The sequence below is a fragment of the Micromonospora sp. NPDC000668 genome (assembly GCF_042897975.1).
In the GTDB taxonomy this organism is placed as follows: domain Bacteria; phylum Actinomycetota; class Actinomycetes; order Mycobacteriales; family Micromonosporaceae; genus Micromonospora.
In genome coordinates this window covers 995,853-1,019,987 of record NZ_JBIAYP010000002.1, presented here as the reverse complement: position 1 = coordinate 1,019,987, position 24,135 = coordinate 995,853, and the positions used below count along the sequence as shown (strand labels likewise).

Genomic DNA, 24,135 nt, shown 5'->3' with positions numbered 1-24,135 from the left:
TCAGGCCTTGGGGATGTCGAACAGGTTGGCGATGTTGGCGGCGAGGCCGAGGTCGCCCTTCGCCTTCAGCTTGCCGGTCATGAACATCATCACGGGGTTGGCGCCACCGGAGACGATCTTCAGGAACTCCACCGGGCCCATGGTCAGGCTCAGCTTCGGGTCGTGCTGCGGGGTCTCGTTCACGTCGCACTTGCCGTCGGCGATGACCACCTCGTAGGTGTCGCTGCCGCCGTCCGGGCGACCGGTGACGACCCAGTGGATGACCGCGTTGGTGGAGCCGGCCCGGTCCGCGCGGAACAGCGACGGCATCCGGCCGAACACCTCGCCCAGGATCTTGCCGCGCAGGTCACCGGACATCACCTGGGCGATCTTGTCGTCCGGGGTGGACTTGACCAGCTGGGCGAACTCCTTGGGGCCGACGTTGGCGAAGGTAGCCGGGTCGAAGTCAGTCATGGGGGAAACACCTCTCGGGCCGTCCGGACTTGGTTACTCTGGCGTAACCCTACGCACGAGTAGGTATGCTCGCAAGGTGTCCACCCCTCCCGCCTTCAAGCGCCTGCCACGGGCCGTCCGTGAGCAGCAGATGCTCGACGCGGCCGTCAAGGTCTTCTCCCGCCGGGGCTTCCACGCCGCCAGCATGGACGAGATCGCGGAGGATGCCGGCATCTCCAAGCCCATGGTCTACGCGTACCTCGGCACCAAGGAGGAGCTCTTCGTCGCCTGCCTGCACCGGGAGGGCACTCGGATGATGCAGGCCATCGCCGGTGCGGCCGCCCCCGACCTGCCGGCCGACGAACGACTCTGGCGAGGGCTGAGGGCGTTCTTCGGCTTCGTCGGCGCGCACCGCGACGGTTGGGCCGTGCTCTACCGGCAGGCCCGGGGCGAGCAGCCGTTCGCCACCGAGCTGGCCACCATGCGGGCCCGGCTGGTCGAGGTGGTCGCCGGGATGCTCGACCACGCGCTGCGCGCCGAGGGCCGTGAGATCGCCGCCGTCGACCTGGAGGTCGTCGCGTACGCGCTGGTCGGCGCGACCGAGTCGCTGGCCGACTGGCTCGCGGACCACCCGGACGCCGACCCGGAGAAGACCGCCACCCGGATGATGAACGTGGCCTGGCTCGGCGCCGGCCAACTCCTGCACGGTGTCACCTGGCGCCCGCCGGCCGAATGACCGACCCGACCTGCCGTCACCGCGCCGGTGTCCGGCTCACCGGCGCGGTTGTCGGCACCGCTGGTGCGGAACGGCGGTGCCGGCCGAGCCAGCGGACCACCTCGACGACCAGGGTCACCGTCAGCGCGAGACCCAGACCGAGCAGCAGGCCGCGCAGCGGATCCTGCTCGAAGGCCATCCCGCCGAGGTAGCCGACCAGCGCCGAGTAGAGCCCCCACGAGCCGGCGGCGAGCGCGTCGAAGGCCAGGAAGCGTCGACGGGGATAGTGGATCGCCCCCATGGTGAGGGTGACCGCGGTCCGGCCGCCCGGCACGTAGCGGGCAACGGTGAGGATCAGGCCGCCCCGGGCGGCGATTCCCCGGCGGGCACGCTCGACGGCGGCCCGGCGCCGGCCGTCGGGCGGAAGCCGGTCGAGCAGCCGGGTGCCACCACCCCGGCCGATGGCGTACGAGATGTGGTCCCCGACCAGCGCGCCGACGGCGGCCACCAGGATCACCGCGGGCAGGTACGGCGCGCCGGAGGCCGCGAACACCCCTGCGGTGATCACCGCTGTCTCGCTCGGCACCACCGGGAAGAAGCCGTCGAGCACCGCGATCGTGAAGATCGCCAGGTACACCCACGGCGAGGACATCGTCTGATGTAGCAGGTCGAGCAGATCCATGTTCCCGATGCTGGTGCCGGCGACGGCTCCCGCCATCGGCCAGTGGTCAGCCGGGCGGCATCACTTAGGTAGCGTCCGGCCCGGACGGCGGGTAGGGGTCTTCCCCCACCGCACCCGGGTCTGTCGGGCGCGGGCGGCCCGACCCGCCGGTGGAGCCCTACGCTCGCTGCGTGGCCTCCAGCGCCGTCGTGCTCCGGCGGGTCGTCGACCGGTACGCCTCGCTGCTGCTTGCCGTCGTGGTCGCCGCCGCTGTCTGGGCCAGTGCGACCGGCGCGATCGGGGTCCGCTCGCCGCTGCCGCCCGTCGTCGTGCTGCTCGTCGCCGTGGCCTCCGGTTGGGCCGCTGGCCTGGTCCGGGCCCGCCGCTGGCCGCTGTTCCTGGCCGCCGCGATCGGCTGGTTGGTGCTCGCTGCCGCGGCGCCCGGGGTGGTCGCCTCGTACCAGGCGGGCCTGCGGCTGCGCGGCCGGCGGCTCACCGGGTTCCTCGTCGGGGCCGCCCTGGTACTGGCCGGTGGGGTGCTGGTCGGGCTGGCAGTGGGCGGCGTGCGCCGGCTCACCACCGCCACCTTCGGCAACGTGCTGCTGCTCGCCGCCTGTCTGGTCGGATTTCCCCTGGTTGTCGGCCTCTGGGTGCGGGCGCGCCGGGACACGCTCGCCGCGCTACGGGACCGGGCCGAACGCCTGGAACGCGAGCAGGAGGCCCGTGCCGACCGGGTTCGGGCCGAGGAACGGACCCGGATCGCCCGGGAGATGCACGACGTGGTGGCGCACCAGGTGTCGCTGATGGTGGTACATGCCGGCGCACTGGAGGTGACCGCCGCCGACCCGGCGACCGTCGAGGCCGCCGCGCTGATCCGCGAGACCGGCCGGCAGGCGCTCACCGACCTGCGCGAGGTGCTGGGCGTGCTGCGGCAGGCCGGTCCGGCCACGGCGCCGGAGCGTGGGCTAGACGCCATCGATGAGCTGATCGGGGAGTCCCGCTCCGCCGGGCTCCGGGTGCGGCGACGGGACGAGGGCGTGCCGTCGGCGCTGCCGGCGACCGTGGGACGCACCGCGTACCGGGTGGTTCGGGAGGCGCTGACCAACGTGCGCAAGCACGCCGCCGACGCCGAGACGACGGTCTGCCTTCGCTACCTGCCCGACGGGCTGGAGGTGGTGGTCCGCAACGGCCCGTCCGAGGGCGGGCAACCCCTGCCCGGTGCCGGGCAGGGGTTGCTCGGGCTGCGCGAGCGGGTGGAACTGCTCGGCGGTCGGCTGGAGGCGGCGCCCGTGGACGCCGGGTTCCTGGTCCGGGCCCTGATCCCGGTGGTGGATGCGGCGTGATCCGGGTGGTGGTGGTCGACGACGAGCAACTCGTCCGCGCCGGGCTGCGACTCATCCTGGAGGCGGCGGAGGACATCACGGTGGTGGGCGAGGCCGCGGACGGCGCTGGCGCGCTGGAGCAGGCCCACCGGTTACGCCCCGACGTCGTGCTGCTCGACGTGCGGATGCCGGGCATCGACGGGCTGACCGTCGCGCCCGAGGTGGTCGCCGCCGGACCGAAGGTGATCATGCTGACCACCTTCGACCTCGACGAGTACGTGCACCGCGCACTGCGGGCCGGAGCGGTGGGTTTCCTGCTCAAGGACACCCCGCCCCGCGAGCTCGCCGCCGCCGTCCGCACGGTGGCCGCCGGGAACGCGATGCTCGCCCCGACGGTGACCCGGCGCCTGATCAGCTCGTTCGCCGAGCGTGGTCCGGCCCGTCGGGACGTGGCGCGCCGGCGACTCGCCCCGCTCACCGCGCGCGAGCTGGAGATCGTCCGGGAGGTGGCGCGCGGGCACGGCAACGCGGAGATCGCCAGGCGGCTGACGATGAGCGAGGCCACCGTGAAGGCGCACGTCAGTCGGGCCCTGGCGAAGCTCCAGGCGGGCAACCGGGTGCAATTGGCGATCCTGGTGCACGACGCTGACCTGCTGTGAGGGTGGCAGCCCAGCCCAGTCAGTAGCGGGCGGCGGCGCGGCGGTGCGCCCGGCGGCGCAGCCAACGGACGCCCTCGATGCCCAGGGTGACGATCACCGAGAGGCCGATCCCAGCGAGGATGCCCTTGATGGGGTGGCGCTCGAAGGCCAGCCCACCGAAATAACCGAGCAACCCGCAGTAGAGCGCCCAGGTGGTCGTCGCGATGCCGTCGTAGAGCAGGAAGGACCGGCGTGGGTAGCGCACCGCGCCCATGGTGAGGGTGACCGCCGTCCGGCCGCCCGGCAGGTACCGGGAGGTGGTCAGGATCAGCCCGCCGCGCCGGTCCACCGCGCGTCGGGCCCACTCGGAGCTGGCCCGCCGGCGGCTGTACTCGGGAAATCGGGCGAGCCGGTTCGCGCCGCCGCCGCGCCCGATGGCGTACGAGATGTGGTCGCCGATCAGCGCGCCGAGCGCGGCGGTGGCGATCACCGCGACCAGGTTGGGATGGGCTCCATCGGCGGCGAACACCGCTGCGGTGATCACCGCAGCCTCGCCCGGTACCGCGGGGAAGAACGCGTCGACCGCCGTGAGCCCGAAGATCACCAGGTACACCCACGGTGAGGTGACCGTGTCCCGGAGCAGGTCGAGCAGGGCTTCCATGCCCCCCATGCTCGCGGGGCGCGACCTGCCCGGTGGCCGAGTCGCTGGATCACCCGCTACGGCCGCGGGCGTCAGGCCGAGCGGACCAGGGCCGGCGGGGCGAGCAGCGGGCCGTGCGGGGTCTTGTCGCTGGCGGTGGGGCCGTGCGAGGTCAGCACCACCGGCGTGTTCAGCTCCGCGCACACCGCCTCCGCCCAGTCGGGCGGCGGGTCGTCGTACAGCGGGCGGGAGCGCAGCAGGCGGGCGGTGAGCGCGGCCTGCCGGTCCAGGTCGCCGGGCGGGCCCGGGGTGAGCCGGTCGGTGGTGTCGTAGCGGCGGCAGATCCGCAGCCCGGGGCCGGCGAGGTCGAGGTGGGTCAGCGCCAGGCCGTCGACCCCGCCGGCCACGGCGAGGGCGTACCGGTGGGCGACCGCGTCGAAGTGGCCGAACCGGAACCGGCCCTGCCAAGGGTTCGTCGGGTTGTGCGGGTCGGCCAGTGGCAGGTCCGGGTCCTCGGTCACCAGCGGACCGGCCCCGTGCCGGGTGGTGACCAGCCGCAGCACCCCGATCCGGGTCACGCCGTCGGGCAGACCCGCCTCGGCGAGCAGTCTGTCGGCGTTCGCGAACGTGGTGGTGCTCCAGGTGGTGTACGGGTGAAAGCCGTGCCACTCGTCGAGCAGCACGCCCTGCGCGCCCTCGAAGACGCAGGTCCCGGCGCGCAGCGCCCCGGCGAGCCAGCTCCGCTCGACGATCGCGACCCGCCCGGCGAACCCGGTGAACGCGGGCAGGCAGTCCTCGACCGGTGGCGCGTCCAGCGGGCCGAGTTCGGCGGTCAGCCGGTCCCGCAGGGCGGTCAGCCTGCGGCGCAGCAGCGCCGGGCTGTGGCAGTCGACGACCCGGGGTGCGTCGTCGGGGTGGGCGAGACCGTACGCGACGGCCTCGCCCACCCCCAGCCCGCAGGAGCCGTGCCGGTCGGCTCCCCGGGCGATCTCCCGGGCCCGGTTGGCGGCCCGGTGGTACGGGGTGGCGAGCAGCGCCTCTCCGTCGACGGTCAGCCGGTCGAGCGCGTCGGGCACCCCGACCGTGGCGAGATGGTCGGCCTCGGCGGCCAGCGCCAGCGGGTCCACCACCACGTGCCGCGACAGGTGCGTACGGACCCCGGGATGGAACGTGCCGGCGCCGAACTGCGCGAACGTGTGGTGCCGCCCATCGCGCAGCACGACGTTGTGCGCCGCCTGCGCGCCCCCGTTGAAGCGGACCACCGTGTGCACTTGGCGGGTGGCGCAGAGCCAGTCCACCACTGTGCCCTTGCCGGCGTCGCCGTAGCCGAGGTCGACCACCGCCACGTGCCTCACAGCCTGGTCACCTCACCGCCGGTGTCGCGGAAGGCCGGCAGCGTCGACACCTCGGCCCGCCGACCCCGGCCGAGGCGGGCCAGCGCCTTCGACACGGTGCCGGTGGTGCCAGAGCCGGTGCGGTCCAGGTGGCGCAGGCCCTCGTCCAGGTCGATGGCCTGCTCACCGAGGCCGATGGTGAGCGCGATGGTCTCGCAGACCGCGTCGAGGTCGTCGAGCACGACGGCGTTCTGCCCGAGCAGGTCCCGCCAGAAGTCGAGCACCTTGGCGTTGCCGGCGTAGTGGCTGCCGGCGGGGAGCAGGTAGTAGGTGTCCCAGCGGCGGGTCACCTCGTCGACGACCTGCCGCAGCGGTACGTCCTCGGTCAGGTCGTCGCCGATCAGGCCGGCCACTTCCCGGGCCTTCGCCTGCGGGTACGCCAGCTCGTCGCCGATGATGAACAGGTAGCCGCGCCGGCCGCGCTTCTCCCAGCTGTCGGTGACGGTGTGCCGGGCCATGAAGTACATGGCCAGCTCGTACGACTCGCTCATCTGCCCGCCGCCACCGCCCTCCAGGACGATCCGCCCGAGGTCGTCGTCCATCCGGTTGTCCGACTCGAACTGGCCGACCTGCAACGGCACCCGGTCGCAGGTGGCGTCGCCGATCGCACCGAACATGATCTGCGGGTCGCTGGCGTAGCCCTGCCGTTGCAGCAGCCCGAGCAGCTGCGGCAGCTTGGTCTGCAGGACGCGCGGCACCTTGCGCATCGAGCCGGTCACGTCGAACAGCACCGCGATGGGCGTCGACCGGGGGTGCTCGTCGGAGTCGCGGCTCTCGCGCGTCGCGTCCCGGGGGTCGAGCGTGGGGTGCACGGTGCGCGCCCCACTGTCGCTGTAGGAGAACGCGCTGCGGCCGGTGGAGCGCCGGTAGCGGTCGGCGGCGTCGTACACGTCGGTGGACCAGATTCCACTGCCCATGACAGCTCCTTACGGGGTGAGGGTGAAGGGTCGGAAGGTGCGCGGCCCGTAGAGCCGGTCCAGCACCTGGTCGAGTTCGCGCAGCAGGCGCCACGCGTCGTCGGGCCGGGCGTCCAGGGACCGTTGCCGGCAGCCATGGGCGAAGTTGAGCAGCTCGCGCGGCGCCTGGCGGTTCATCAGCGAGGTCATGCAGCGGCTGGCCATCGCAATGTCGGTGCCCGGCCCGCTGGACAGCTTCTTGAGGACCTCGGGCGGGTACCAGTCCTCCTGGCCGGGCACCAGCGCCGGGATCGTGCTCCCGACGGGGGCGGAGAAGCACCAGTCGATCAGCACCACGCCGTGGGCATCCGGCTCGATCAGCACGTGTCGCGGCAGGACCGCACCGTGCACCACGCCCGCCCGGTGGGCCAGGCCGAGCACCACCAGCAGCCGCCGCCACATCCAGGCCACGTCCCGGGCGTCCAACCCGTCGGGGTACGCGCGCCGCACCTCGTCGAGGTCGTGCAGGCCGGGCGCGGTGGCGAGCACGTTGATCCGCCGTTCGGCGCCGGTCGCCACGTCCCGGTGCCGGAAGTCGTCGACCAGCCGGGGCACGTACGGCAGGTAGCGCGGGTCGCCGCGCTCCGCGATGGTGCGCAGGGCGTGCGCCTCGCGGGCCACCAGGTCGTTGTCGGTGGGCCGTCGGGGGAGCTTGAGCAGCCGGTCGTCGCCGACGTCGTAGAGATCGGCCAGGTCGCCCGAGTGGGCCGGCGGGCCGAGGCGATAGTCACCGAGGACGGTGACCTGCCGGGCCTGCCACCGCGTGGTGACGTGGATGAACGCCTCGGTGGCCTCGGCGCGTACCGCCGGGTCGGTCGGCAGACGGTCGGGGTGCAGAGCCGCGACCAGTTCCCGGTAACGCCGGGCCGGCTGGTCCGCGCCGAACAGGTCGGCGTCGGTGCGGGCCGCCGTGACCAGGCGGATGGCCGCCGCGGTCCTCATCGCACCGTCTCCTCGCGGGCGGGGCGTAGCAGCGCCGGGTGCAGCAGCCGGGCGTCGCCAGCGCGGTAGAGCCGGGCGCGGGGGCCGCCCCGGGCGCCGCCGCGCTCGGTGCTGGCGCCTGTGCTCTCCACGAAGCCCGGCACGGAGAGCACCTTGCGGTGGAAGTTGCCGGCGTGCAGCGGGTGACCCCAGACCGTCTCGTAGACGGCGCGCAGCTCGCTGATCGTGAACTCGGCGGCGAGGAAGCGGGTGGCGAGCGGGGTGTATTCCAGCTTGGACCGGGCTCGCTCCAGCGCGTCGTCGATGATCCGGCCGTGGTCGAAGGCGAGCTGCCGACTGGTCAGCGCGGTCACCGGCAGCCAGATCGCCTCGTCGGCGTCGGTGCCGGCGGCCGGGTCCGGCAGGTCGGGGGCGAACGCGAGGTGGGCGACCGAGACGACGCGCATCCGCGGATCGCGGTCGGGGGCGCCGTAGCTGCCCAACTGCTCCAGGTGTACGCGGCGCAACCCCTCGCCGCCGAGCCCGGTCTCCTCGGCCAGCTCCCGTCGGGCGCCAGCGGTCAGGTCCTCGTCGGGGCGGACGAAGCCGCCGGGCAGCGCCCAGTGCCCCTCGAAGGGTGGCTGGCCGCGCCGGATCAGCAGCAGGTGCAGTGCGTCGTCGCGAATGGTCAGCGCCACCACGTCAACGGTCACGGCGACCGACGGGTAGGCCCCGGGGTCGTACGCGGCCAGGAAGTCCTGCTCGTCAACCATGTCTCTCTCAATCTGAGAACATCTCGATCTGAGAAGAACTTAGCGCATGAGAGCAACCCTGCCAATCCCGAATCCGGGTCGGCAGGGGTGCCTCAGTGCAAGAGACCCGCCAGGTGCGGCCGGCCGCGCGAGTCGTGCAGGGCGAACCCACCGTCCGGCAGGAGGGCGAAGCTCACCGTGCTCGGCAGCGGTACGGGCAGCTTGAAGGCGACCTCGACGGTGTAGGCGTCCGGCAGCCGGCTCTCCAGCGCGGCCAGGCAGCGCGCCTTGCTCCACATGCCGTGCGCGATCGGCCGCCGGAAGCCGAACAGCCGCGCCCCGAGTCGGGACGTGTGGATCGGATTGTGGTCCCCGGACACCCGCGCATACTGCGTGCCGACGCGGGGTTCCACCCGCCAGCGGGCTGTGGCGGCCGGCGCCTCGGGGCGTCCGCTCCCGTCGCGCCGCTCACCGCCGCCGGGCTTGCGCTCCCGACCGAGGTACGTCGAGACGCCGCGCCAGACCTCCTCCCCGTCGACCGAGCCGACCAGCACCACGTCCACCTGCCGCCCCCGGTCGTGCGGGCGCAGGTTCTCCGCGTACGTCGTGAAGTCGAGGGTCTCGTCGGCGGTGATCGGGCGACGCACGGTGATCCGGTTACCGACGTGCACCACGCCGGTCAGCGGGATGGGGAACTCCGGCGCGGTCATCAGTCGCAGGGTCAGCGGGAAGCCCATGACGTGCGGAAACGTAGCGGGCAGCCGGTCGGTGAGCCGGAACCCGCAGACCCGGTCGTAGTCGGCCAGGTGCGCCCGGTCGACGGTCACCCCGCGCGCGGCCAACTCGACCGCCGGCAGGCCGGGCCCGCGCCGCCCTCCGCCGAGGCCCGGCAGCGCACCGAGCAACGCCCGCCGGTAGAGCGCCCCGGCCGCCGGCATCCGGGGCAGCTCGACCGGGGTACGGCCGCCCGCGTCCGGCAAGCGTGCCGCGGCCCGGGTCTCCGCCGACAGCCTCTCCGTCGGGCCGTCGATCAGCTCGTGCAGGGAGACGTCGTCCGGCCCGTCCGCCGGCTCCCGCCGCGCGCCGCCCATCACGCCCCCAGCAGGCTCTGGCCGCAGACCCGGACCACGTTGCCGCTGACCGCGCCGCTGGCGGGCCAGGCCAGCCAGCCGATCGTCTCGGCCACGTCCACCGGCAGCCCGCCCTGGGCCAGGCTGTTCATCCGCCGGCCCGCCTCGCGGACCACCAGCGGGACACGTGCGGTCAGTCGGGTCTCGATGAAGCCGGGGGCCACCGCGTTGACGCTGATCCCCTGGTCGCGCAGGGCCGGGGCGAGCGAGCCGACCAGCCCGATCACGCCGGCCTTGCTGGTGGCGTAGTTGGTCTGCCCCCGGTTGCCGGCGACCCCGGCGATCGAGGAGACCGCGACGATCCGCCCGCCGGCCGGAATCAGCTCCCGCTCCAGCAGCACGTCGTTGATCCGCTCCTGACTGGAGAGGTTGACGTCGATGACCTGGTCCCACCGGTCGGCGTCCATCCGGCCGAGCGTCTTGTCCCGGGTGATACCGGCGTTGTGCACCACCACGTCGACCCGGCCGTGCCGGCTGGCCAGGTGGTCGGCGAGCCGGGTCGGCGCGTCCGGTGCGGTCAGGTCGAGCTGGACGGCGGTCCCGCCGATGTCGTTCGCCACCGCTGCCAGCGCGTCCCCGGCTGCCGGGATGTCCAGCGCCACCACCTGGGCGCCGTCGCGGGCCAGCACCCGGGCCAGCGCGGCACCGATGCCCCGGGCGGCGCCGGTGACCAGCACGATCTGCCCGTCCAGCGGGCGGTCCCAGTCGGCCGGTGCGCTCGCGTCGCCGGCACCGACCCGAATGACCTGCCCCGAGACGTACGCGGAACGCCCGGAAAGAAGGAATCGGAGGGTCGATTCGAGGCTCGTGAGCGTTCCGGCTGAGAGGTCCGGGCCGTCCGGAAGGCTTGAGTGGTCCGGGCGGGCCGTCGAGGCGGTGCCGGTGCGGGTCACGTAGACGAGTTGTGCGGTGCTGCCGCGACCGAACTCCTTGCCGATGCTGCGGACCAGCCCCTCCAGGGCACGCTGGGCGGTCGCCTCGCGCGGCGTCGGGCACTCCTCCGGCGGGGTCCCCAGCACGATCACCCGACCGCTGGGCAGCACGGCCCGCGCCTGCGGGTGGAAGAAGTCGTAGAGCTGGCGCAGGCCGGTCGAGTCGGTGATCCCGGTGGCGTCGAAGAGCAGTGCGCCGTACCGCTGCGAGGAGTCACTGGCGGGGGCGGCGGCCGGGTCGGCCAGCTCGACCCCGGCGGCGGTCAGGATCTTGGTGATCGGCTCGGCGAGCCGGCCGCCGGTGGCCGCGCCGAGCAGGGCCGGCCCGGGCAGCAGTGGGTCGCCGGGGTGGTGTCGGCGCAGTCGCGGCGGGTCGGGCAGCCCGAGGCGCTTGACCAGCGCGCGGCCGGCGGCCGATTGGACGAAGCTCGCGTACCTGTCGGTCATGCGCGTAGCCTACTGGCGAGTAGGGTTCGAGCAACACATCTCAAGGAGGCGGATCGTGCAGAGCATCCGACGGGTCGCGGTCATCGGCGGCAACCGCGTCCCCTTCGCCCGTTCCAACTCCCGCTATGCGGACGCGTCCAACTCGGACCTGCTCGGCGCGGCGCTGGACGGTCTGATCGCCCGGTACGGGCTGGCCGGCCAGCGGGTCGGCGAGGTGGTGGCCGGGGCGGTCCTCAAGCACTCCCGTGACTTCAACCTCGCCCGCGAGGTCGTGCTCGGCTCCCGGCTCGACCCGCCCACCCCTGCGTACGACATCCAGCAGGCCTGCGGCACGGGCCTGGAGGCGGCGATCCTCGTCGCCAACAAGATCGCCCTCGGGCAACTCGACGTGGGCATCGCCGGCGGCGTCGACAGCACCTCCGACGCGCCGCTCGCGGTCAACGAGGAGATGCGGCGCACGCTGCTCAAGCTCAACTCCGCCCGGACGCTGGGCGAGCGGCTCAAGATCACCGCGAAGCTGCGCCCGCTCCAGCCGTTCAAGCCGGAGATCCCGCGCAACGCCGAGCCGCGTACCGGCCTGTCGATGGGGGACCACGCCGCCCGCACCGCGCTGCACTGGCAGATCGACCGGCGGTCCCAGGACGAACTGGCGCTGCGCTCGCACCAGCGGCTGGCAGCCGCGTACGACCGGGGCTTCTTCGACGACCTGATGACGCCGTACCTGGGGCTGACCCGCGACCAGAACCTGCGCCCCGACACCAGCCTGGAGAAGCTCGGCTCGCTCAAGCCGGTCTTCGGCACCCGGGGCCCGGACGCCGAGCAGGCCACCATGACCGCCGGCAACTCCTCGCCGCTGACCGACGGCGCGTCGACCGTGCTGCTGGCCAGCGAGGAGTGGGCGAGTGCGCACAGCCTGCCGGTGCTGGCCTGGTTCAGCTGGTCGGAGACGGCGGCGGTGGACTTCGTGCACGGCGACGAGGGGCTGTTGATGGCCCCCACGTACGCGGTGCCGAGGATGCTGTCCCGGGCCGGGCTGACGTTGCAGGATTTCGACTACTACGAGATCCACGAGGCGTTCGCCTCGCAGGTGCTGGCCACCCTGGCGGCCTGGGAGTCGCCGGAGTTCTGCAAGGAGCGGTTGGGCCTGGACGCGCCGCTCGGTGCGATCGACCGGGAGAAGCTGAACGTCAACGGCTCGTCGTTGGCGGCCGGTCACCCGTTCGCCGCCACCGGCGGCCGGATCGTGGCGACCCTGGCGAAGCTGCTGGCCGAGAAGGGCAGCGGGCGAGGGCTGATCTCGATCTGCGCGGCCGGTGGCCAGGGCGTGACGGCGATCCTGGAACGCTGACGGCCGGGGCGTTCGCAGCTGTCGTACTGCGCAGGGCGGACGCGGGACCATTTCCGGTGACCGCGTTCCGGTGCCCCGGATGCTGGCGAGGGCCGTTGTCCTAGCCTGAGTCGTTCCTCTGTCTACAGTCGACCGAAGGATGGCTCCGGTGTCTGCCACCCCCATGCCCATGTCCGACCCCAAGGCTCCTCTCGCGCCGCCGCCGACGAGCCCGCGCGGTCCCGGGTCGTCCGGGGGCGTCGGGATCGGCCGGAGCGCCCAGGTCGTCGCCGGCCTGCTGCTGATCGTGCCGGCGGCTGCCGCTCTGCTCTGGTCGTACGTGCTGCCGTCGGTCCGCACGCTGTCGGAGAGCTTCAGCCGCGGCGACGCGCTGGGCGGCCCGGCCGAGGCCGCCGGCGGCGACAACTACGCGCAGGTGTTCGAGCGCGGGTTCCTCGGCGACCTGGGCTACGCGCTGCTCCTCGCCCTCGTGCCGCTGCTGCTCGCACTACTCGCCGCCCCGCTGCTCGCGCTCGCCGCGGCGCGGGCCGGCCGGGTGCCCCGGCTGGTGACCCGGGCGCTGCTGACCTTGCCGCTGGCCGCCTACGCCCCGCTCGCTGTGGGGGCGGTGTGGACGATGGACCGGTTCGAGGCCGAGGGGGACGCCTGGGCGCAGGCGCCCACGCTGACCGCCGTACGCACCGTGGCGCTGCTGACGGCCGGGCTGGTGGTCGCGGTCGGTGCCACCGTCTTCCTCGCCGCGCTGCGCCGCAGCCCCGGCGGCGGCCGTTCCGGCCCGGCTGCCCTGGCCGTCGGCGGCGTCCTCGGGCTGACCGTCGTCGCGGTGGCCGTGCAGTCCTGGTCCCTCCAGTCGCCCGTTCTCTTGGGGCAGGGCGACCAGATCGGCCCGGTGGTGCGGATCGTCCGCGAGAGCCTGGTCCACTTCCAGTTCGGCGTCGGCGCCGCCGGCAGCGTGCTGCTGCTGGCGCTGCTGGCGGTGCTCGGCATCCTCGCCGTCGTCCTGCTCCTGGCCACCCGGACGAGGATCGCCTTCACCGGGTGGCGCGACCGCCCGGCCGACGACCCGGCCGTCCGCGCGGTCGGCACCCGCAGTCCGGTTGCGCTCGGGCTGCTGGCGGTGGGACTGCTCGCGTTCCTCGGGGTGCTCGGCTATGTGCTGACGCCATGGCTGCGGGCGCTCACCTCGGACGCCGGAGAGTTGCCCGCCAGCCTCTCCGCCAGCGAAATTCAGGCCAACACCTGGCTTCCGCCACTGATCTCCACGGTGGTCGGGGTGGGCCTCGCCGCCCTGGCCGGCTTCGCCATCGGTGGCCTGCGCCCGCTTGGCCGCGCCAGCGAACTGCTCCTGCTGCCGTTCGCGCCGTGGCTCTTCGTCGGCGACGGCCCGCTGGCCATCGCCAACTTCCTGCGGGCCCGTGAGGCCGACCAGCTCAACACCTTCGTCGGGTCGATCCCGCCGGGCTGGCTCTGCATCCCCGCGCTGGTGGCGTTCACCCTCTTCTTCCGGGGCCAGCGGGAACGCTGGGCGGCCGGCGGCCGGTTCGGCGCGACCATGCTGCTGCCCGCCCTCCCCCTGCTGGCGGGCGTCGGGCTGCTCGACTGGCTGGTCGGCGCGCAGAGCTGGCTCTGGCCGCAACTGGTGGTCCAGGACCCCGAAAATGCGCCGGCGACCAACCTGCTCGTCATGCGGATCGCCCAGTCCTTCGGCGCCGAGGACGCGGCGCAGGGGATGGTGGCCCAGGTGCTGCCGCTGCCGATGCTGGCGCTGTTCCTCGTCGCGTTCGTGGCGTTGCAGGTGGGCTACCTGGACCGGCTCGTCGTCCGGGCGGGGTCGACGGAGGAGCGGAGCGACTGACCGCGTGACCGCCGCACAGCAGCAGGCCGTCGCGTTCGATCAGGCGGTCGCCCTGGCCGGGCGGTAGGACGTCGGCGGGAGGTCGCCGGCTGGTGGTGTGCGCGCCGCCGGCCGGCGACCCCCCCCCCGGGCTGTCGCCGCTGGTGAGCAGCCGGACGTCCACAACGGGACCGCGTCCGCGGGCATGAAAGACTGAGGTACGTGACGATCCCGAACGTGCTCGCCAACCGGTACGCCTCGCCCGAGTTGGTTGCCCTCTGGTCACCCGAGGAGAAGGTCCGGATGGAGCGGCGGCTCTGGCTCGCCGTGCTCCGCGCACAGCGCGACCTCGGCGTGCCCGTGCCAGACGGCGTGGTCGAGGCGTACGAGCGGGTGCTCGACCAGGTCGACCTCGCCTCGATCGCGGAGCGGGAGCGGGTCACCCGGCACGACGTGAAGGCCCGGATCGAGGAGTTCAGCGCGCTCGCCGGGCACGAGCACGTACACAAGGGGATGACCTCCCGGGATCTCACCGAGAACGTCGAGCAGCTCCAGGTGCGCGCGTCGCTGGAGTTGATTCGGGACCGGGTGGTGGCCACCCTGGCCCGCCTGGCCTGGCTCGCCCACGAGCACTCCGAGCTGGTGATGACCGGCCGTTCGCACAACGTGGCCGCGCAGGCCACCACGCTCGGCAAGCGCTTCGCGTCGGCGGCGGAGGAGCTGCTGATCGCGTACGAGCGGCTGGAAGACCTGATCAACTGGTACCCGCTGCGCGGGATCAAGGGGCCGGTCGGCACCGCCGCCGACCAGCTCGACCTCTTCGACGGCGACGCCGACAAGGTGGCCGAGCTGGAGCGCCGGGTGGCCGAGCACCTGGGTTTCACCCGGGTGCTGGACAGCGTCGGGCAGGTTTACCCGCGCTCGATCGACATGGCCGTGCTCGCCGCGCTCTCCCAGGTCGCGGCGGCACCGAGCAGCCTGGCCACCACGATCCGGCTGATGGTCGGCCAGGAGTTGGTCACCGAGGGCTTCAAGCCGGGCCAGGTCGGCTCCAGCGCCATGCCGCACAAGATGAACACCCGCTCGTCGGAGCGGGTGAACGGCTTCGCGGTGATCATCCGGGGTTACCTGTCGATGGTCGGCGAGCTGGCCGGTGACCAGTGGAACGAGGGGGACGTCTCCTGCTCGGTGGTTCGCCGGGTGGCCCTGCCGGACGCGTTCTTCGCCGCCGACGGCCTGTTCCAGACCTTCCTCACCGTGCTCGACGAGTTCGGCGCGTACCCGGCGGTGATCAACCGGGAGTTGGAGCGGTTCCTGCCCTTCCTGGCCACCACGAAGATCCTGGTGGCGGCGGTTCGGCGTGGCGTCGGCCGGGAGGTCGCGCACGAGGTGATCAAGGAGCACGCGGTCGCCGTGGCGCTGGCCATGCGCGAGAAGGGCGCCCCGGAGAACGATCTCTTCGACCGGCTGGCCGCAGACGGCCGGCTCGGTCTGTCCCGCGCCGACATCGACACCCTGGTCGCCGACCGCACCGCCTTCGTCGGCGCCGCCTCAGCCCAGGTCGCAGCGGTCACCCGCCGCATCACCGACGTCGTGACAGCCCACCCCGAAGCCGCCACCTACTCCCCACCCCCCATCCTCTAACCCCGCGACCGCCCCACTGGTTGATCATGAAGTTGTTGCCCCGACACGCCGAGGCGGAGGGCAATAACTTCATGATCACCGGGTCGGGGTGGGGTGGGTTGGGGTGGTCAGTCGCCGGTGGGGGTTTCGGCTGCGCTGCGGAGGTTGGGGGCGCTGGCTGGTTCGGCGATGCCGCCCGGTGCCTCCACGACTGTTGGCTGCTGCGCGGTCTCCGCCGCGATCGCGGGCTGGTCGGCGGGCATGATGTCCGGCATGACGGGTACGACGATCACCGCCGTGCCGTAGGCGCAGATCTCCATCCACATCTCGCCGCAGTCCCGGCTGTCGAACCGCATGCCGATCACCGCGTTCGCACCCAGCCGCAGGGCCTCCTCGCCGAGCCGGGCCACCGAGTCGGTGCGCCACCGGGTCAGGTTGTCCGGCGCCATCGGGTCGTACGCGCCACCGCGCAGGTTCTTGACCCCCTCGCGGTACGGGTTGCGCGTCCTGGCCATCGATGACACCACCTCACCGAGAATCTGGCGGATCTCGTAGCCGGGCAGTTGCTCCGTCGTGACGACCAGCACGTTTCCGATGCTGTCAGGAGCAGCGCGACCCGATCGTGTGCATTGTTCACCTGATCGGATGCTGCAAAACGACGCGGCGCGGACGGCCGGAACGCCGCCGACCATCCGCACCGCGCCGGGCGCTAACCGTCAGACACCAGCCACCGAGGTGATCCAGGCCCGGTTGTACGCAACGCTGCCGTAGTTCTGGATGGTCGTCCCGTTGGCGGTGGACGCGACGCCGACCTGCTGGCCGTTGTAGAACTGCGGGCCACCGGAGTCGCCGCGCCAGGCGTTGCCGTTGATCCTGGTGCTGCGGATGGCCTGCCCGCCGTACGCGTCGGTGGCGCTGTTGCTGGTCACCCGGACGGTGGCGGTCTTCAGTTGGGTGGACGCGGAGCAGCCGCTGTAGCAGGTCATGCCCCAGCCGTAGATCGAGTTCGTCGAGTTGATCGGCGGGTTGCTGTTGGCCAGCGTCACCGTCGAGGTGCTGACGGCACTGGAGAGCCGCATGAGGGCGAGGTCGCTACGGGTGTAGGTGGCGCTGATCGTGCGGGTGACCCCGCCGGAGGTGCGGTTCACGCTGCCGATCCGGACGGACATGGTGCCGCTGATGCAGTGTCGGGCGGTGAGCACCCACTGGGAGGCGATCACGCTGCCGGAGCAGGTGAACGAGCCGTTGCTGAGCACCGCGGCGGCCCAGGGTGCGGACGAGACGGTGCCGCCGCCGATGATGGGTTGCGGGCCGGCGGGGGCGGCGACGGCGCCGGAGGAGGCGCCGAGGACGCCGATCAGCGCGGTGCCGAGCAGGGCGAGCAGAGGGCGGATGCGCATCGGGGGACTCCTTGGACGGGGCGGGCCCGGGGTCGCCGGGCGCGGGAGGACGACAGCGGGGATCCCCGCTGCCGCTGACATCGAAGCATGTCGATGTAGATTAGGGCGCGCGGTGGCCGTTTTCAAGGATCTGATCGAGATTGATCAATGTAACGATTTGGCTACCCGCGGTGCCGTATATCGCCTGGTGAGGCCGCGTGTCACGCGTACTGGCCCGTTCCGGCCGCCGGTTATGTTGATCACTGCCTGAACTGCGGCCGGCCGGTGCGTCTGCGGCGGAATCTGCCAGGTAGGCTGGCTGCGCTCGCCCGTTGTGGGTCGGCACCCAACTGCGTACACAGTCAGGAGTGCCCAGTGCCTCGCGTCGTCGTCGACGTCATGCTCAAGCCCGAGATCCTCGATCCGCAGGGCCAGGCCGTCGCAAACGCGCTGCCCCGGCTCGGCGTCAGCGACGTCGCCTCGGTTCGGATCGGCAGGCGGATCGAGATCGAGTTCACCGGTGAACCGGACCTGGACCGGGCCCGGGAGATCGCCGACAAGCTGCTCGCCAACCCGGTCATCGAGGACTTCACCGTCCGCCTGGTCGAGACCGACGAGACCGCGGACGCCCGCTCGTGACCGCCCGGGTCGGTGTGGTCACCTTCCCCGGCTCGCTCGACGACGGGGACGCGGCCCGTGCCGTCCGGATCGCCGGTGCCGAGCCGGTCCGGCTCTGGCACGGTGACGCGGGGCTGTACGGGGTCGACGCGGTCGTGCTGCCCGGCGGCTTCTCCTACGGTGACTACCTGCGCTGCGGCGCCATCGCCCGGTTCGCTCCGGTGATGGAGACGATCGTGGACGCCGCCCAGGGTGGCCTGCCGGTGCTTGGCATCTGCAACGGCTTCCAGATCCTCTGCGAGGCGCACCTGCTGCCCGGCGCGCTCACCCGCAACCAGCACCTGCACTTCCGCAACCGGGACCAGATCCTGCGCGTCGAGTCGGCCGGCACCGCGTGGACCAACGCGTTCCAGCCCGGCCAGGAGGTGCTCATTCCGGTCAAGAACGGCGAGGGCTGCTACGTCGCCGACACGGCGACGCTGGACCAGCTCGAAGCCGAGGGCCGAGTGGTCGCCCGCTACGTCGGCGGCAACCCGAACGGGTCGCAGCGCGACATCGCAGCGATCACCAACCCTGCCGGCAACGTGGTCGGCATCATGCCGCACCCCGAGCACGCGGTGGAGTCGCTCACCGGCCCCTCGCTGGACGGCCTCGGCTTCTTCACCTCGGTCCTCAAGCACCTGGTGGGGGCGCCGGCGTGACCGGCGACACGATCATCGGTCAGCTCAACCGCCGGTCGGGCGGGCACGAGCGCAGCGAGGAGAGGTCATGACCACCCATCCGGACCCGGTACGGGACACTCCGGAGGCGTACTCCGCCCCGGCGCAGCCGACCGAGCCGCGCCCGGCGCAGCCCGCCGCCCCGGCGACCGCCCCCGTCCAGCCGGTCACCGCCGACTGGACCGACGGCGTGGACACCGTGCCGCGCGCCGGTGGCACCCCGGGCGAGCTGCAGCCGTACACCGAGCTGGGCCTTCGCGACGACGAGTACGACCGGATCCGGCAGATCCTCGGCCGCCGGCCCACCCAGTCCGAGCTGGCGATGTACTCGATCATGTGGAGCGAGCACTGCTCCTACAAGTCGAGCAAGGTGCACCTGCGTCAGTTCGGTGAGAAGGCCCCGCACAGCGACCGGCTGCTCGCCGGCATCGGCGAGAACGCCGGCGTGGTGCAGGTCTCCGACGAGCTGGCCGTGACCTTCAAGGTCGAGTCGCACAACCACCCGAGCTTCGTCGAGCCGTACCAGGGCGCGGCGACCGGCGTCGGGGGCATCGTCCGGGACATCCTCGCTATGGGCGCCCGCCCGATCGCCGTGATGGACCCGCTGCGCTTCGGTGCCGCGGACCACCCCGACACCGCCCGGGTGTTGACCGGCGTGGTCGCCGGCGTCGGCGGCTACGGCAACTGCCTCGGCCTGCCCAACATCGGTGGTGAGCTGGTCTTCGACCCCTCCTACCAGGGCAACCCGCTGCTCAACGCGCTCTGCCTGGGCGTGCTGCCGGTCAACCGGCTGCAGAACAAGGCCGCCGCCGGCCCTGGCAACGTGGTCGTCCTGATGGGCGCCAAGACCGGCCGGGACGGCATCGGCGGCGTTTCGGTGCTGGCCAGCGCCACCTTCGACGAGGGCAGCGAGCAGCGCCGCCCCGCCGTGCAGGTCGGTGACCCGTTCACCGAGAAGCTGCTCATCGAGGCGTGCCTGGAGCTGTACGACGGCCAACTGGTGGTCGGCATCCAGGACCTCGGCGGCGCCGGTCTGACCTGTGCGCTCACCGAGACGGCCGCCGCGGCTGGCACCGGCATGCGGGTCTGGCTGGAGCGCGTGCCGCTGCGCGAGCCGTCGATGGACCCGCACGAGATCCTGGCCAGCGAGTCCCAGGAGCGGATGCTGCTGGTCGTCGAGCCGGACAAGCTCGACGCGGTGCTCAAGACCGCCGAGAAGTGGGGCGTGCTGGCCACCGCGATCGGCGAGGTCACCGCGCCGCAGCCGGACGGCCGTCCGGGCCGACTGCTGATCACCTGGCAGGACCACCTGGTGGTCGACGTACCGCCGGGCTCGCTGGTCGACGACGGCCCGGTCTACGCCCGGCCGATGCGCGAGCCGGCCGACCTGATCCTGCTCCAGGCCGACCGCGCCGAGACGCTGCCCCGCCCGGCCGACCCGGAGGCGCTGCGGGAGACCGTGCTGCGCATGATCGCGTCGCCGAACCTGGCCGACAAGACCTGGGTCACCGAGCAGTACGACCGCTACGTGCTGGGCAACACCGTGCTCGCTCAGCCGGAGGACGGCGGCGTGATCCGGATCGACGAGCGGACCGGGCTCGGCGTGGCGCTGTCCGTGGACGGCAACGGCCGGTACACCCGGCTCGACCCGTACAACGGCACCAAGCTGGCGCTGGCTGAGGCGTACCGGAACGTGGCGGTGACCGGCGCGAAGCCGATCGCCGTCACCAACTGCCTCAACTTCGGCTCCCCGGAGGACCCGGGCGTGATGTGGCAGTTCGCCGAGGCCGTGCGCGGCCTTGCGGACGGCTGCCTGGAGCTGGGCATCCCGGTCACCGGCGGCAACGTCAGCTTCTACAACCAGACCGGCGCGGCGGCCATCCACCCGACCCCGGTGGTCGGCGTGCTGGGTGTGCTGGACAACGTCGCCGACCGGGTGCCGATGGGCTTCGTCCCGCGCGCCGGTGGCGACCACGACCAGCTCTACCTGCTCGGCGAGACGAACGTGGAGCTGTCCGGCTCGGAGTGGGCCTGGGTGACGCACGAGCACCTCGGCGGCATCCCGCCGCAGGTCGACCTTGCCCGGGAGAAGGCGCTCGCCGACCTGTTGGCCGAGGCGGCCCGGGTCGGTCACCTGACCTCCGCGCACGACCTCTCCGACGGTGGCCTCGCCCAGAGCCTGGTCGAGTCCTGCCTGCGTCGCGGCGTCGGCGCCCGGATCGCCGTGCCGGAGCACTTCGCCGGCGGCTCGATGCCGTTCGTCTACCTGTTCAGCGAATCCGCCGCGCGGGCGCTGGTGTCGGTGCCGCGCGGTCACGACAAGGCGTTCGCGGCGCTCTGCGCCGAGCGGGGGGTGCCGTTCGAGCTGATCGGCGTCACCGACCCGGCCGGCGGCGCGCTGGAGGTGCACGGCCAGTTCCGGATCGGCCTGGACGAGCTGCGGGCCGCGCACACCGAGACGCTGCCCCGCCTCTTCGGCGGCGCGGCCGTCGAGGTGCCCGCTCCGGCGGCTGGTGTGGCGGGCGCGGTCGAGGCCGTGCCGCTGCCGGTCGCATCGGACGCGGAGGTCGCACCGGTGGACCCGGCGGCGGTTGCCAGCGAGCCGATCGCTTCGGCCGGGCCGGCCCCGCAGACCGGGGCCGCCGAGCCCATCGCCGAGGCGCAGGTCGAGTCCGCCGAGCCGGAGCAGCCGACCACCGCCGAGGCGGCCGGGCCCGACGGGTCGTCCGAGTCTGACTCCGGTGTCGCCGAACCGTCGCCTGACGAGCGCTGAGGCGTTGGCCGCGGCCGTCTACGGCCAACCCGGCTCCGGTGCCCGGTTCGACTGGGGGCTGACCGGGGCGGCCGAGCTCGGTCGGGTCTGCGCGGCGTTGGTGGTGGTGGACGTGCTCTCGTTCACCACCTCGGTGGAGGTGGCGGTCGGCCGCGGCATGCGGGTGCACCCGTTCCCCTGGGGTGAGCAGGCCGCCGACTACGCGCTGCGGGTCGGCGCGGTGGCCGCGGTGGGCCGTCGGCGGACGACAGCGGACCATCCGTGGTCGCTCTCACCCGCTGCGCTGAGCACCGCGCCGGTGGTGGCGGACCTGGTGCTGCCCTCCCCGAACGGCTCGGCGATCAGCGCCGCCGCCAGCGCCACCGGGCTACCGGTGGTCGCGGCGTGCCTGCGCAACGCCCGTGCCGTCGGGCGCTGGCTGCGCCACCAGGGGTACGGCACGGCGGACGCCCCGATCGGTGTGATCGCCTCCGGGGAACGCTGGCCGGACGGCTCGATGCGCCCGTGCGTGGAGGATCAGCTCGGGGCGGCGTCCGTGCTCGATGCGCTCTCCGGCGTCCCCGGCGGGTTGTCGGTGGAGGCGGCCATGGCGCTCGCCGCGCTGGCCAGCACCCCGGACGTGCCCGCCGCGGTGCGTGGCAGCGTCTCCGGGCGCGAGCTGACCGAGAGTGGTTTCGCCGAGGACGTGGAGATCGCCGTCCGGGTCGGCGTGTCGGACGTCGTCCCGGTGCTCCGCCACGGCGTGTTCTCCGCCGCCTGACCCCGCGTCGATTTCACTGACCACGAGTGGATCCAGCAATAGCGAAACGGCTACCCGGAGATCCGGGTAGCCGTTTCCTTGCGCTGTGGTCGGTCAGTCGTCCAGCCAGTCGAGGCGTCGGCCGCCCCGCTCGGTCGGCGGCGGGGTGTCCGGCCGGGTCCGGCCGGCCTGCTGGCCGTATCCGCCGCCCTGGTCGTAGCCGCCCCGGTCGTCGTAGCCACCGCGTTGCTGCGGGGGCTCCTGGCCGTAGCCGCCGCCCTGGTCGTAGCCACCGGCCTGTTGGCCGTATCCGCCGCTCTGGTCGTAGCCGCCCCGGTTGTCGTAGCCACCGCGTTGCTGCGGGGGCTCCTGGCCGTAGCCGCCGCCCTGGTCGTAGCCACCGGCCTGCTGCCCGTAGCCGCCCTGGTCGTACCCGCCGGCCTGCTGGCCGTATCCGCCGGTCGGTTCGGCCGTCCGACCGCTGTACGGGGTCGTCGGGTCAGGCTGGCCGTAGCCCTGGCCCTGCTCCGGCTGGTAGACGCCGGTGGCGTACGGGTCGGCCGGGGCCGGGTACTGGGTGCTGTCGCCGGTGTACCGGCCGGTGGGCTCGTCGAAGCGCTCGCCATAGGCCGCGCCGCCAGCGGCGCCAGCGGGGGCCGTGTAGTCGCGGCTGCCGTAGCCGCCGCCGGAGGAGGGCGCGCCGCCGTAGCCGCCACCGGAGGCCGGTGCACCGCCATAGCCGCCACCGGAGGCCGGTGCGCCACCGTAGCCTGCGCCGGAACCGGGTGCGGCGCCGTAGGCGTCTCCGGCCGCGCCGGCACCGTAGCCACCCTCGGGGGTCGCCGCCGTGCCGTAGCCGCCGCCCGAGGCGGGAGCGTTGCCGTAGCCGCCGTACCCAGCGGGCGCTGGCTCCTCGCCGTAGCCGGCGCCGCCCCAGCCCTGCTGGCCAGCCGCGCCGTAGGGCTGCGCGGGCGCGCCGTACGGGTCCGGCGGAACGTCGTCGACCACGGGGCGGTGCATCATCGTCGGCGCCTCGCTCAGCGCCGCGCCACCGACCATCGTCGGGTCTGGTCCGCCTCCGGGCCGGCCGACCACCCGGGTCTGGTCGTCGGCGCCACGGAAGCCGCCGCGCGCCGCCGGGACCGCGCCGGCACCCGCCGGGGCGTCCTCGTCGTCGCCGTTCTCCTTGCGCTTCATCCAGAGCAGCACGATCGTGCCGACGCCCGCAGCCACCAGCAGGCCGCCGAGCAGGATGATCAGGTACGAGCCGAAGCCGCCACCGTCGTCCTCGTTGGCGGCGTTCGCCGCCGCGCCCGGGCTGGCCTCCTCGGAGGCCTGATCCTCGGCGCCCTCCTCGGTCGCCTCCTCGGTGGGGGTCGCCTCGGCGGAGGCCGACGGAGTGGGGCTCGGCGTCACCTCCACCTTGATCGCAAGGCTGATCCGCTGCCCGGTGATCGACTGATTGGCGCTCGCGTTGAGCGTCTTGGTCGCCAACACGTTGTCGAAGCTCGCGCCCAGGTCGATCCGGCCCGGCGCGATCGGCTTCTCGGTGGTGCCGGTGAAGCGGAAGTTGCCGCTGCCGTCGCTGGTGGTGTCGTAGCGCCGGCCGGTGCTGTCCTGCAGCATGACGACCGCGTTCGGCACGGCCTTGCCGTCGGCCTGCACGACCACCTTGCCGGAGACCGACCGCACGGTCTGCGTCTGCGGAGGCGGCGGCGCGGCCGCCGCCTTGACGGTGACCCGGAGCGTCCGGGAGTTCGAGTCTCCCGTCACGGTGATCTTCGCCTGAGTTCCGTTGGCCGCGGGTGCGTTGCCTGCTGCCGACAGGGTCAAGGTCACCGGCTTTGGCGTCAGCAACCCACCGAAGTCAATCGGGCCGCATCCCCCGCAGGTCACTCCGTCAGGCAGACCGGTCACGTCGATGTCGGCGGACTCCTCGCCGACGTCCGGTCTAACGACGACGTTGACCGAACTGCTCTTGCCGGCGTCGATCGTGACGGAGTTGTCCGCCGTACTGATCTTGGCGGCCAGGGCCGGTGTCGTGGGGACGGCGAGCAGAGCGCCAGCAACCAGCGCTACGACCACACCGGCCCGCTGCTTCCAGGCACGTCGGTGTGTTGACACGTCCACCGCCTTCCGGACTGACTTCCCTCAACCGGCGG

Annotated in this window: 22 protein-coding genes; 10 read left to right on the top strand and 12 right to left on the bottom strand. The window is 73.0% G+C overall.

Annotated elements, in window-relative coordinates:
* Complete coding sequence (locus tag ACFY29_RS14270) at window positions 1-453, bottom strand: SCP2 sterol-binding domain-containing protein (RefSeq protein WP_328422324.1); 453 nt, start codon at window positions 451-453, stop codon at window positions 1-3.
* Window positions 454-529: 76 nt separating this feature from the next.
* Here ACFY29_RS14270 and ACFY29_RS14265 point away from each other — a divergent pair, with 76 nt between their 5' ends.
* A complete protein-coding gene (locus ACFY29_RS14265; protein ID WP_328422326.1) occupies window positions 530-1,168 on the top strand; it encodes a TetR/AcrR family transcriptional regulator in 639 nt (212 codons plus the stop codon).
* 16 nt (window positions 1,169-1,184) lie between these two features.
* On the opposite strand, the gene ACFY29_RS14260 is transcribed toward ACFY29_RS14265, so the two are convergent.
* Window positions 1,185-1,829 (bottom strand): DedA family protein, encoded by a 645-nt coding sequence (locus tag ACFY29_RS14260; protein WP_386985961.1) that lies wholly within the window; start codon window positions 1,827-1,829, stop codon window positions 1,185-1,187.
* Window positions 1,830-1,999: 170 nt separating this feature from the next.
* Here ACFY29_RS14260 and ACFY29_RS14255 point away from each other — a divergent pair, with 170 nt between their 5' ends.
* Window positions 2,000-3,151 (top strand): sensor histidine kinase, encoded by a 1,152-nt coding sequence (locus tag ACFY29_RS14255; protein WP_386985959.1) that lies wholly within the window; start codon window positions 2,000-2,002, stop codon window positions 3,149-3,151.
* Complete coding sequence (locus ACFY29_RS14250; protein WP_386985957.1) at window positions 3,148-3,789, top strand: response regulator; 642 nt, start codon at window positions 3,148-3,150, stop codon at window positions 3,787-3,789. The genes ACFY29_RS14255 and ACFY29_RS14250 overlap by 4 nt, the downstream gene beginning before the upstream one ends.
* 19 nt (window positions 3,790-3,808) lie before the next feature.
* Here the strand turns inward: ACFY29_RS14250 and ACFY29_RS14245 are convergent, their stop codons facing one another.
* The 7 genes from ACFY29_RS14245 to ACFY29_RS14215 form a co-directional block, all read right to left on the bottom strand.
* Window positions 3,809-4,429 carry a DedA family protein gene (locus ACFY29_RS14245; protein ID WP_386985955.1) on the bottom strand — a complete coding sequence of 207 codons (621 nt, stop codon included), beginning with the start codon at window positions 4,427-4,429 and terminating at the stop codon, window positions 3,809-3,811.
* A gap of 71 nt (window positions 4,430-4,500) precedes the next feature.
* The gene (locus tag ACFY29_RS14240; protein WP_386985953.1) at window positions 4,501-5,763 is read right to left on the bottom strand and encodes an adenylosuccinate synthetase; all 1,263 of its coding nucleotides are present in this window, start codon (window positions 5,761-5,763) and stop codon (window positions 4,501-4,503) included.
* On the bottom strand, window positions 5,760-6,719 hold the full coding sequence (locus ACFY29_RS14235; RefSeq protein ID WP_328422335.1) for a hypothetical protein: 960 nt from the start codon (window positions 6,717-6,719) through the stop codon (window positions 5,760-5,762). Before ACFY29_RS14235 ends, ACFY29_RS14240 begins: the two co-directional genes overlap by 4 nt.
* A 9-nt stretch (window positions 6,720-6,728) precedes the next feature.
* Entirely contained in the window at window positions 6,729-7,700 is a 972-nt protein-coding gene (locus ACFY29_RS14230) for a serine/threonine protein kinase (protein WP_386985951.1), read from the bottom strand.
* Complete coding sequence (locus tag ACFY29_RS14225) at window positions 7,697-8,452, bottom strand: NUDIX domain-containing protein (RefSeq protein WP_386985949.1); 756 nt, start codon at window positions 8,450-8,452, stop codon at window positions 7,697-7,699. The genes ACFY29_RS14230 and ACFY29_RS14225 overlap by 4 nt, the downstream gene beginning before the upstream one ends.
* 92 nt (window positions 8,453-8,544) lie before the next feature.
* Window positions 8,545-9,369, bottom strand: coding sequence for a MaoC/PaaZ C-terminal domain-containing protein (locus tag ACFY29_RS14220; RefSeq protein WP_386986765.1), 825 nt, complete (start codon window positions 9,367-9,369; stop codon window positions 8,545-8,547).
* A gap of 152 nt (window positions 9,370-9,521) precedes the next feature.
* A complete protein-coding gene (locus ACFY29_RS14215; protein ID WP_386985947.1) occupies window positions 9,522-10,940 on the bottom strand; it encodes a 3-oxoacyl-ACP reductase in 1,419 nt (472 codons plus the stop codon).
* 55 nt (window positions 10,941-10,995) lie between these two features.
* Between ACFY29_RS14215 and ACFY29_RS14210 the strand changes: the two genes are divergently transcribed.
* The 3 genes from ACFY29_RS14210 to purB all read left to right on the top strand — a co-directional run bounded on the left by ACFY29_RS14210 (window position 10,996) and on the right by purB (window position 15,766).
* Window positions 10,996-12,288 (top strand): acetyl-CoA C-acetyltransferase, encoded by a 1,293-nt coding sequence (locus ACFY29_RS14210; protein ID WP_386985945.1) that lies wholly within the window; start codon window positions 10,996-10,998, stop codon window positions 12,286-12,288.
* Between the two features lie 148 nt (window positions 12,289-12,436).
* Window positions 12,437-14,143 carry a sugar ABC transporter permease gene (locus tag ACFY29_RS14205; protein ID WP_386985943.1) on the top strand — a complete coding sequence of 569 codons (1,707 nt, stop codon included), beginning with the start codon at window positions 12,437-12,439 and terminating at the stop codon, window positions 14,141-14,143.
* A gap of 201 nt (window positions 14,144-14,344) precedes the next feature.
* The gene (gene purB / locus ACFY29_RS14200; protein WP_355600887.1) at window positions 14,345-15,766 is read left to right on the top strand and encodes an adenylosuccinate lyase; all 1,422 of its coding nucleotides are present in this window, start codon (window positions 14,345-14,347) and stop codon (window positions 15,764-15,766) included.
* Between the two features lie 107 nt (window positions 15,767-15,873).
* On the opposite strand, the gene ACFY29_RS14195 is transcribed toward purB, so the two are convergent.
* Together ACFY29_RS14195 and ACFY29_RS14190 are read right to left on the bottom strand one after the other, a co-directional pair.
* Entirely contained in the window at window positions 15,874-16,437 is a 564-nt protein-coding gene (locus tag ACFY29_RS14195) for a YbjQ family protein (RefSeq protein ID WP_386986762.1), read from the bottom strand.
* Between the two features lie 24 nt (window positions 16,438-16,461).
* Window positions 16,462-17,145 (bottom strand): trypsin-like serine protease, encoded by a 684-nt coding sequence (locus tag ACFY29_RS14190; RefSeq protein ID WP_328422349.1) that lies wholly within the window; start codon window positions 17,143-17,145, stop codon window positions 16,462-16,464.
* 354 nt (window positions 17,146-17,499) lie between these two features.
* On the opposite strand from ACFY29_RS14190, the gene purS reads away from it, so the two are divergent.
* The 4 genes from purS to ACFY29_RS14170 all read left to right on the top strand — a co-directional run bounded on the left by purS (window position 17,500) and on the right by ACFY29_RS14170 (window position 21,994).
* Entirely contained in the window at window positions 17,500-17,763 is a 264-nt protein-coding gene (gene purS / locus ACFY29_RS14185) for a phosphoribosylformylglycinamidine synthase subunit PurS (protein WP_328422351.1), read from the top strand.
* Entirely contained in the window at window positions 17,760-18,443 is a 684-nt protein-coding gene (purQ, locus tag ACFY29_RS14180; RefSeq protein WP_386985940.1) for a phosphoribosylformylglycinamidine synthase subunit PurQ, read from the top strand. Before purS ends, purQ begins: the two co-directional genes overlap by 4 nt.
* 67 nt (window positions 18,444-18,510) lie before the next feature.
* The gene (purL, locus tag ACFY29_RS14175) at window positions 18,511-21,234 is read left to right on the top strand and encodes a phosphoribosylformylglycinamidine synthase subunit PurL (protein ID WP_386985938.1); all 2,724 of its coding nucleotides are present in this window, start codon (window positions 18,511-18,513) and stop codon (window positions 21,232-21,234) included.
* A 4-nt stretch (window positions 21,235-21,238) separates the two neighbouring features.
* Window positions 21,239-21,994, top strand: coding sequence for a 2-phosphosulfolactate phosphatase (locus tag ACFY29_RS14170; RefSeq protein WP_386986758.1), 756 nt, complete (start codon window positions 21,239-21,241; stop codon window positions 21,992-21,994).
* Between the two features lie 93 nt (window positions 21,995-22,087).
* Here ACFY29_RS14170 and ACFY29_RS14165 read toward each other — a convergent pair whose 3' ends face one another.
* Window positions 22,088-24,097 (bottom strand): carboxypeptidase regulatory-like domain-containing protein, encoded by a 2,010-nt coding sequence (locus tag ACFY29_RS14165; protein WP_386985937.1) that lies wholly within the window; start codon window positions 24,095-24,097, stop codon window positions 22,088-22,090.
* Between the last annotated feature and the right edge of the window lie 38 nt (window positions 24,098-24,135).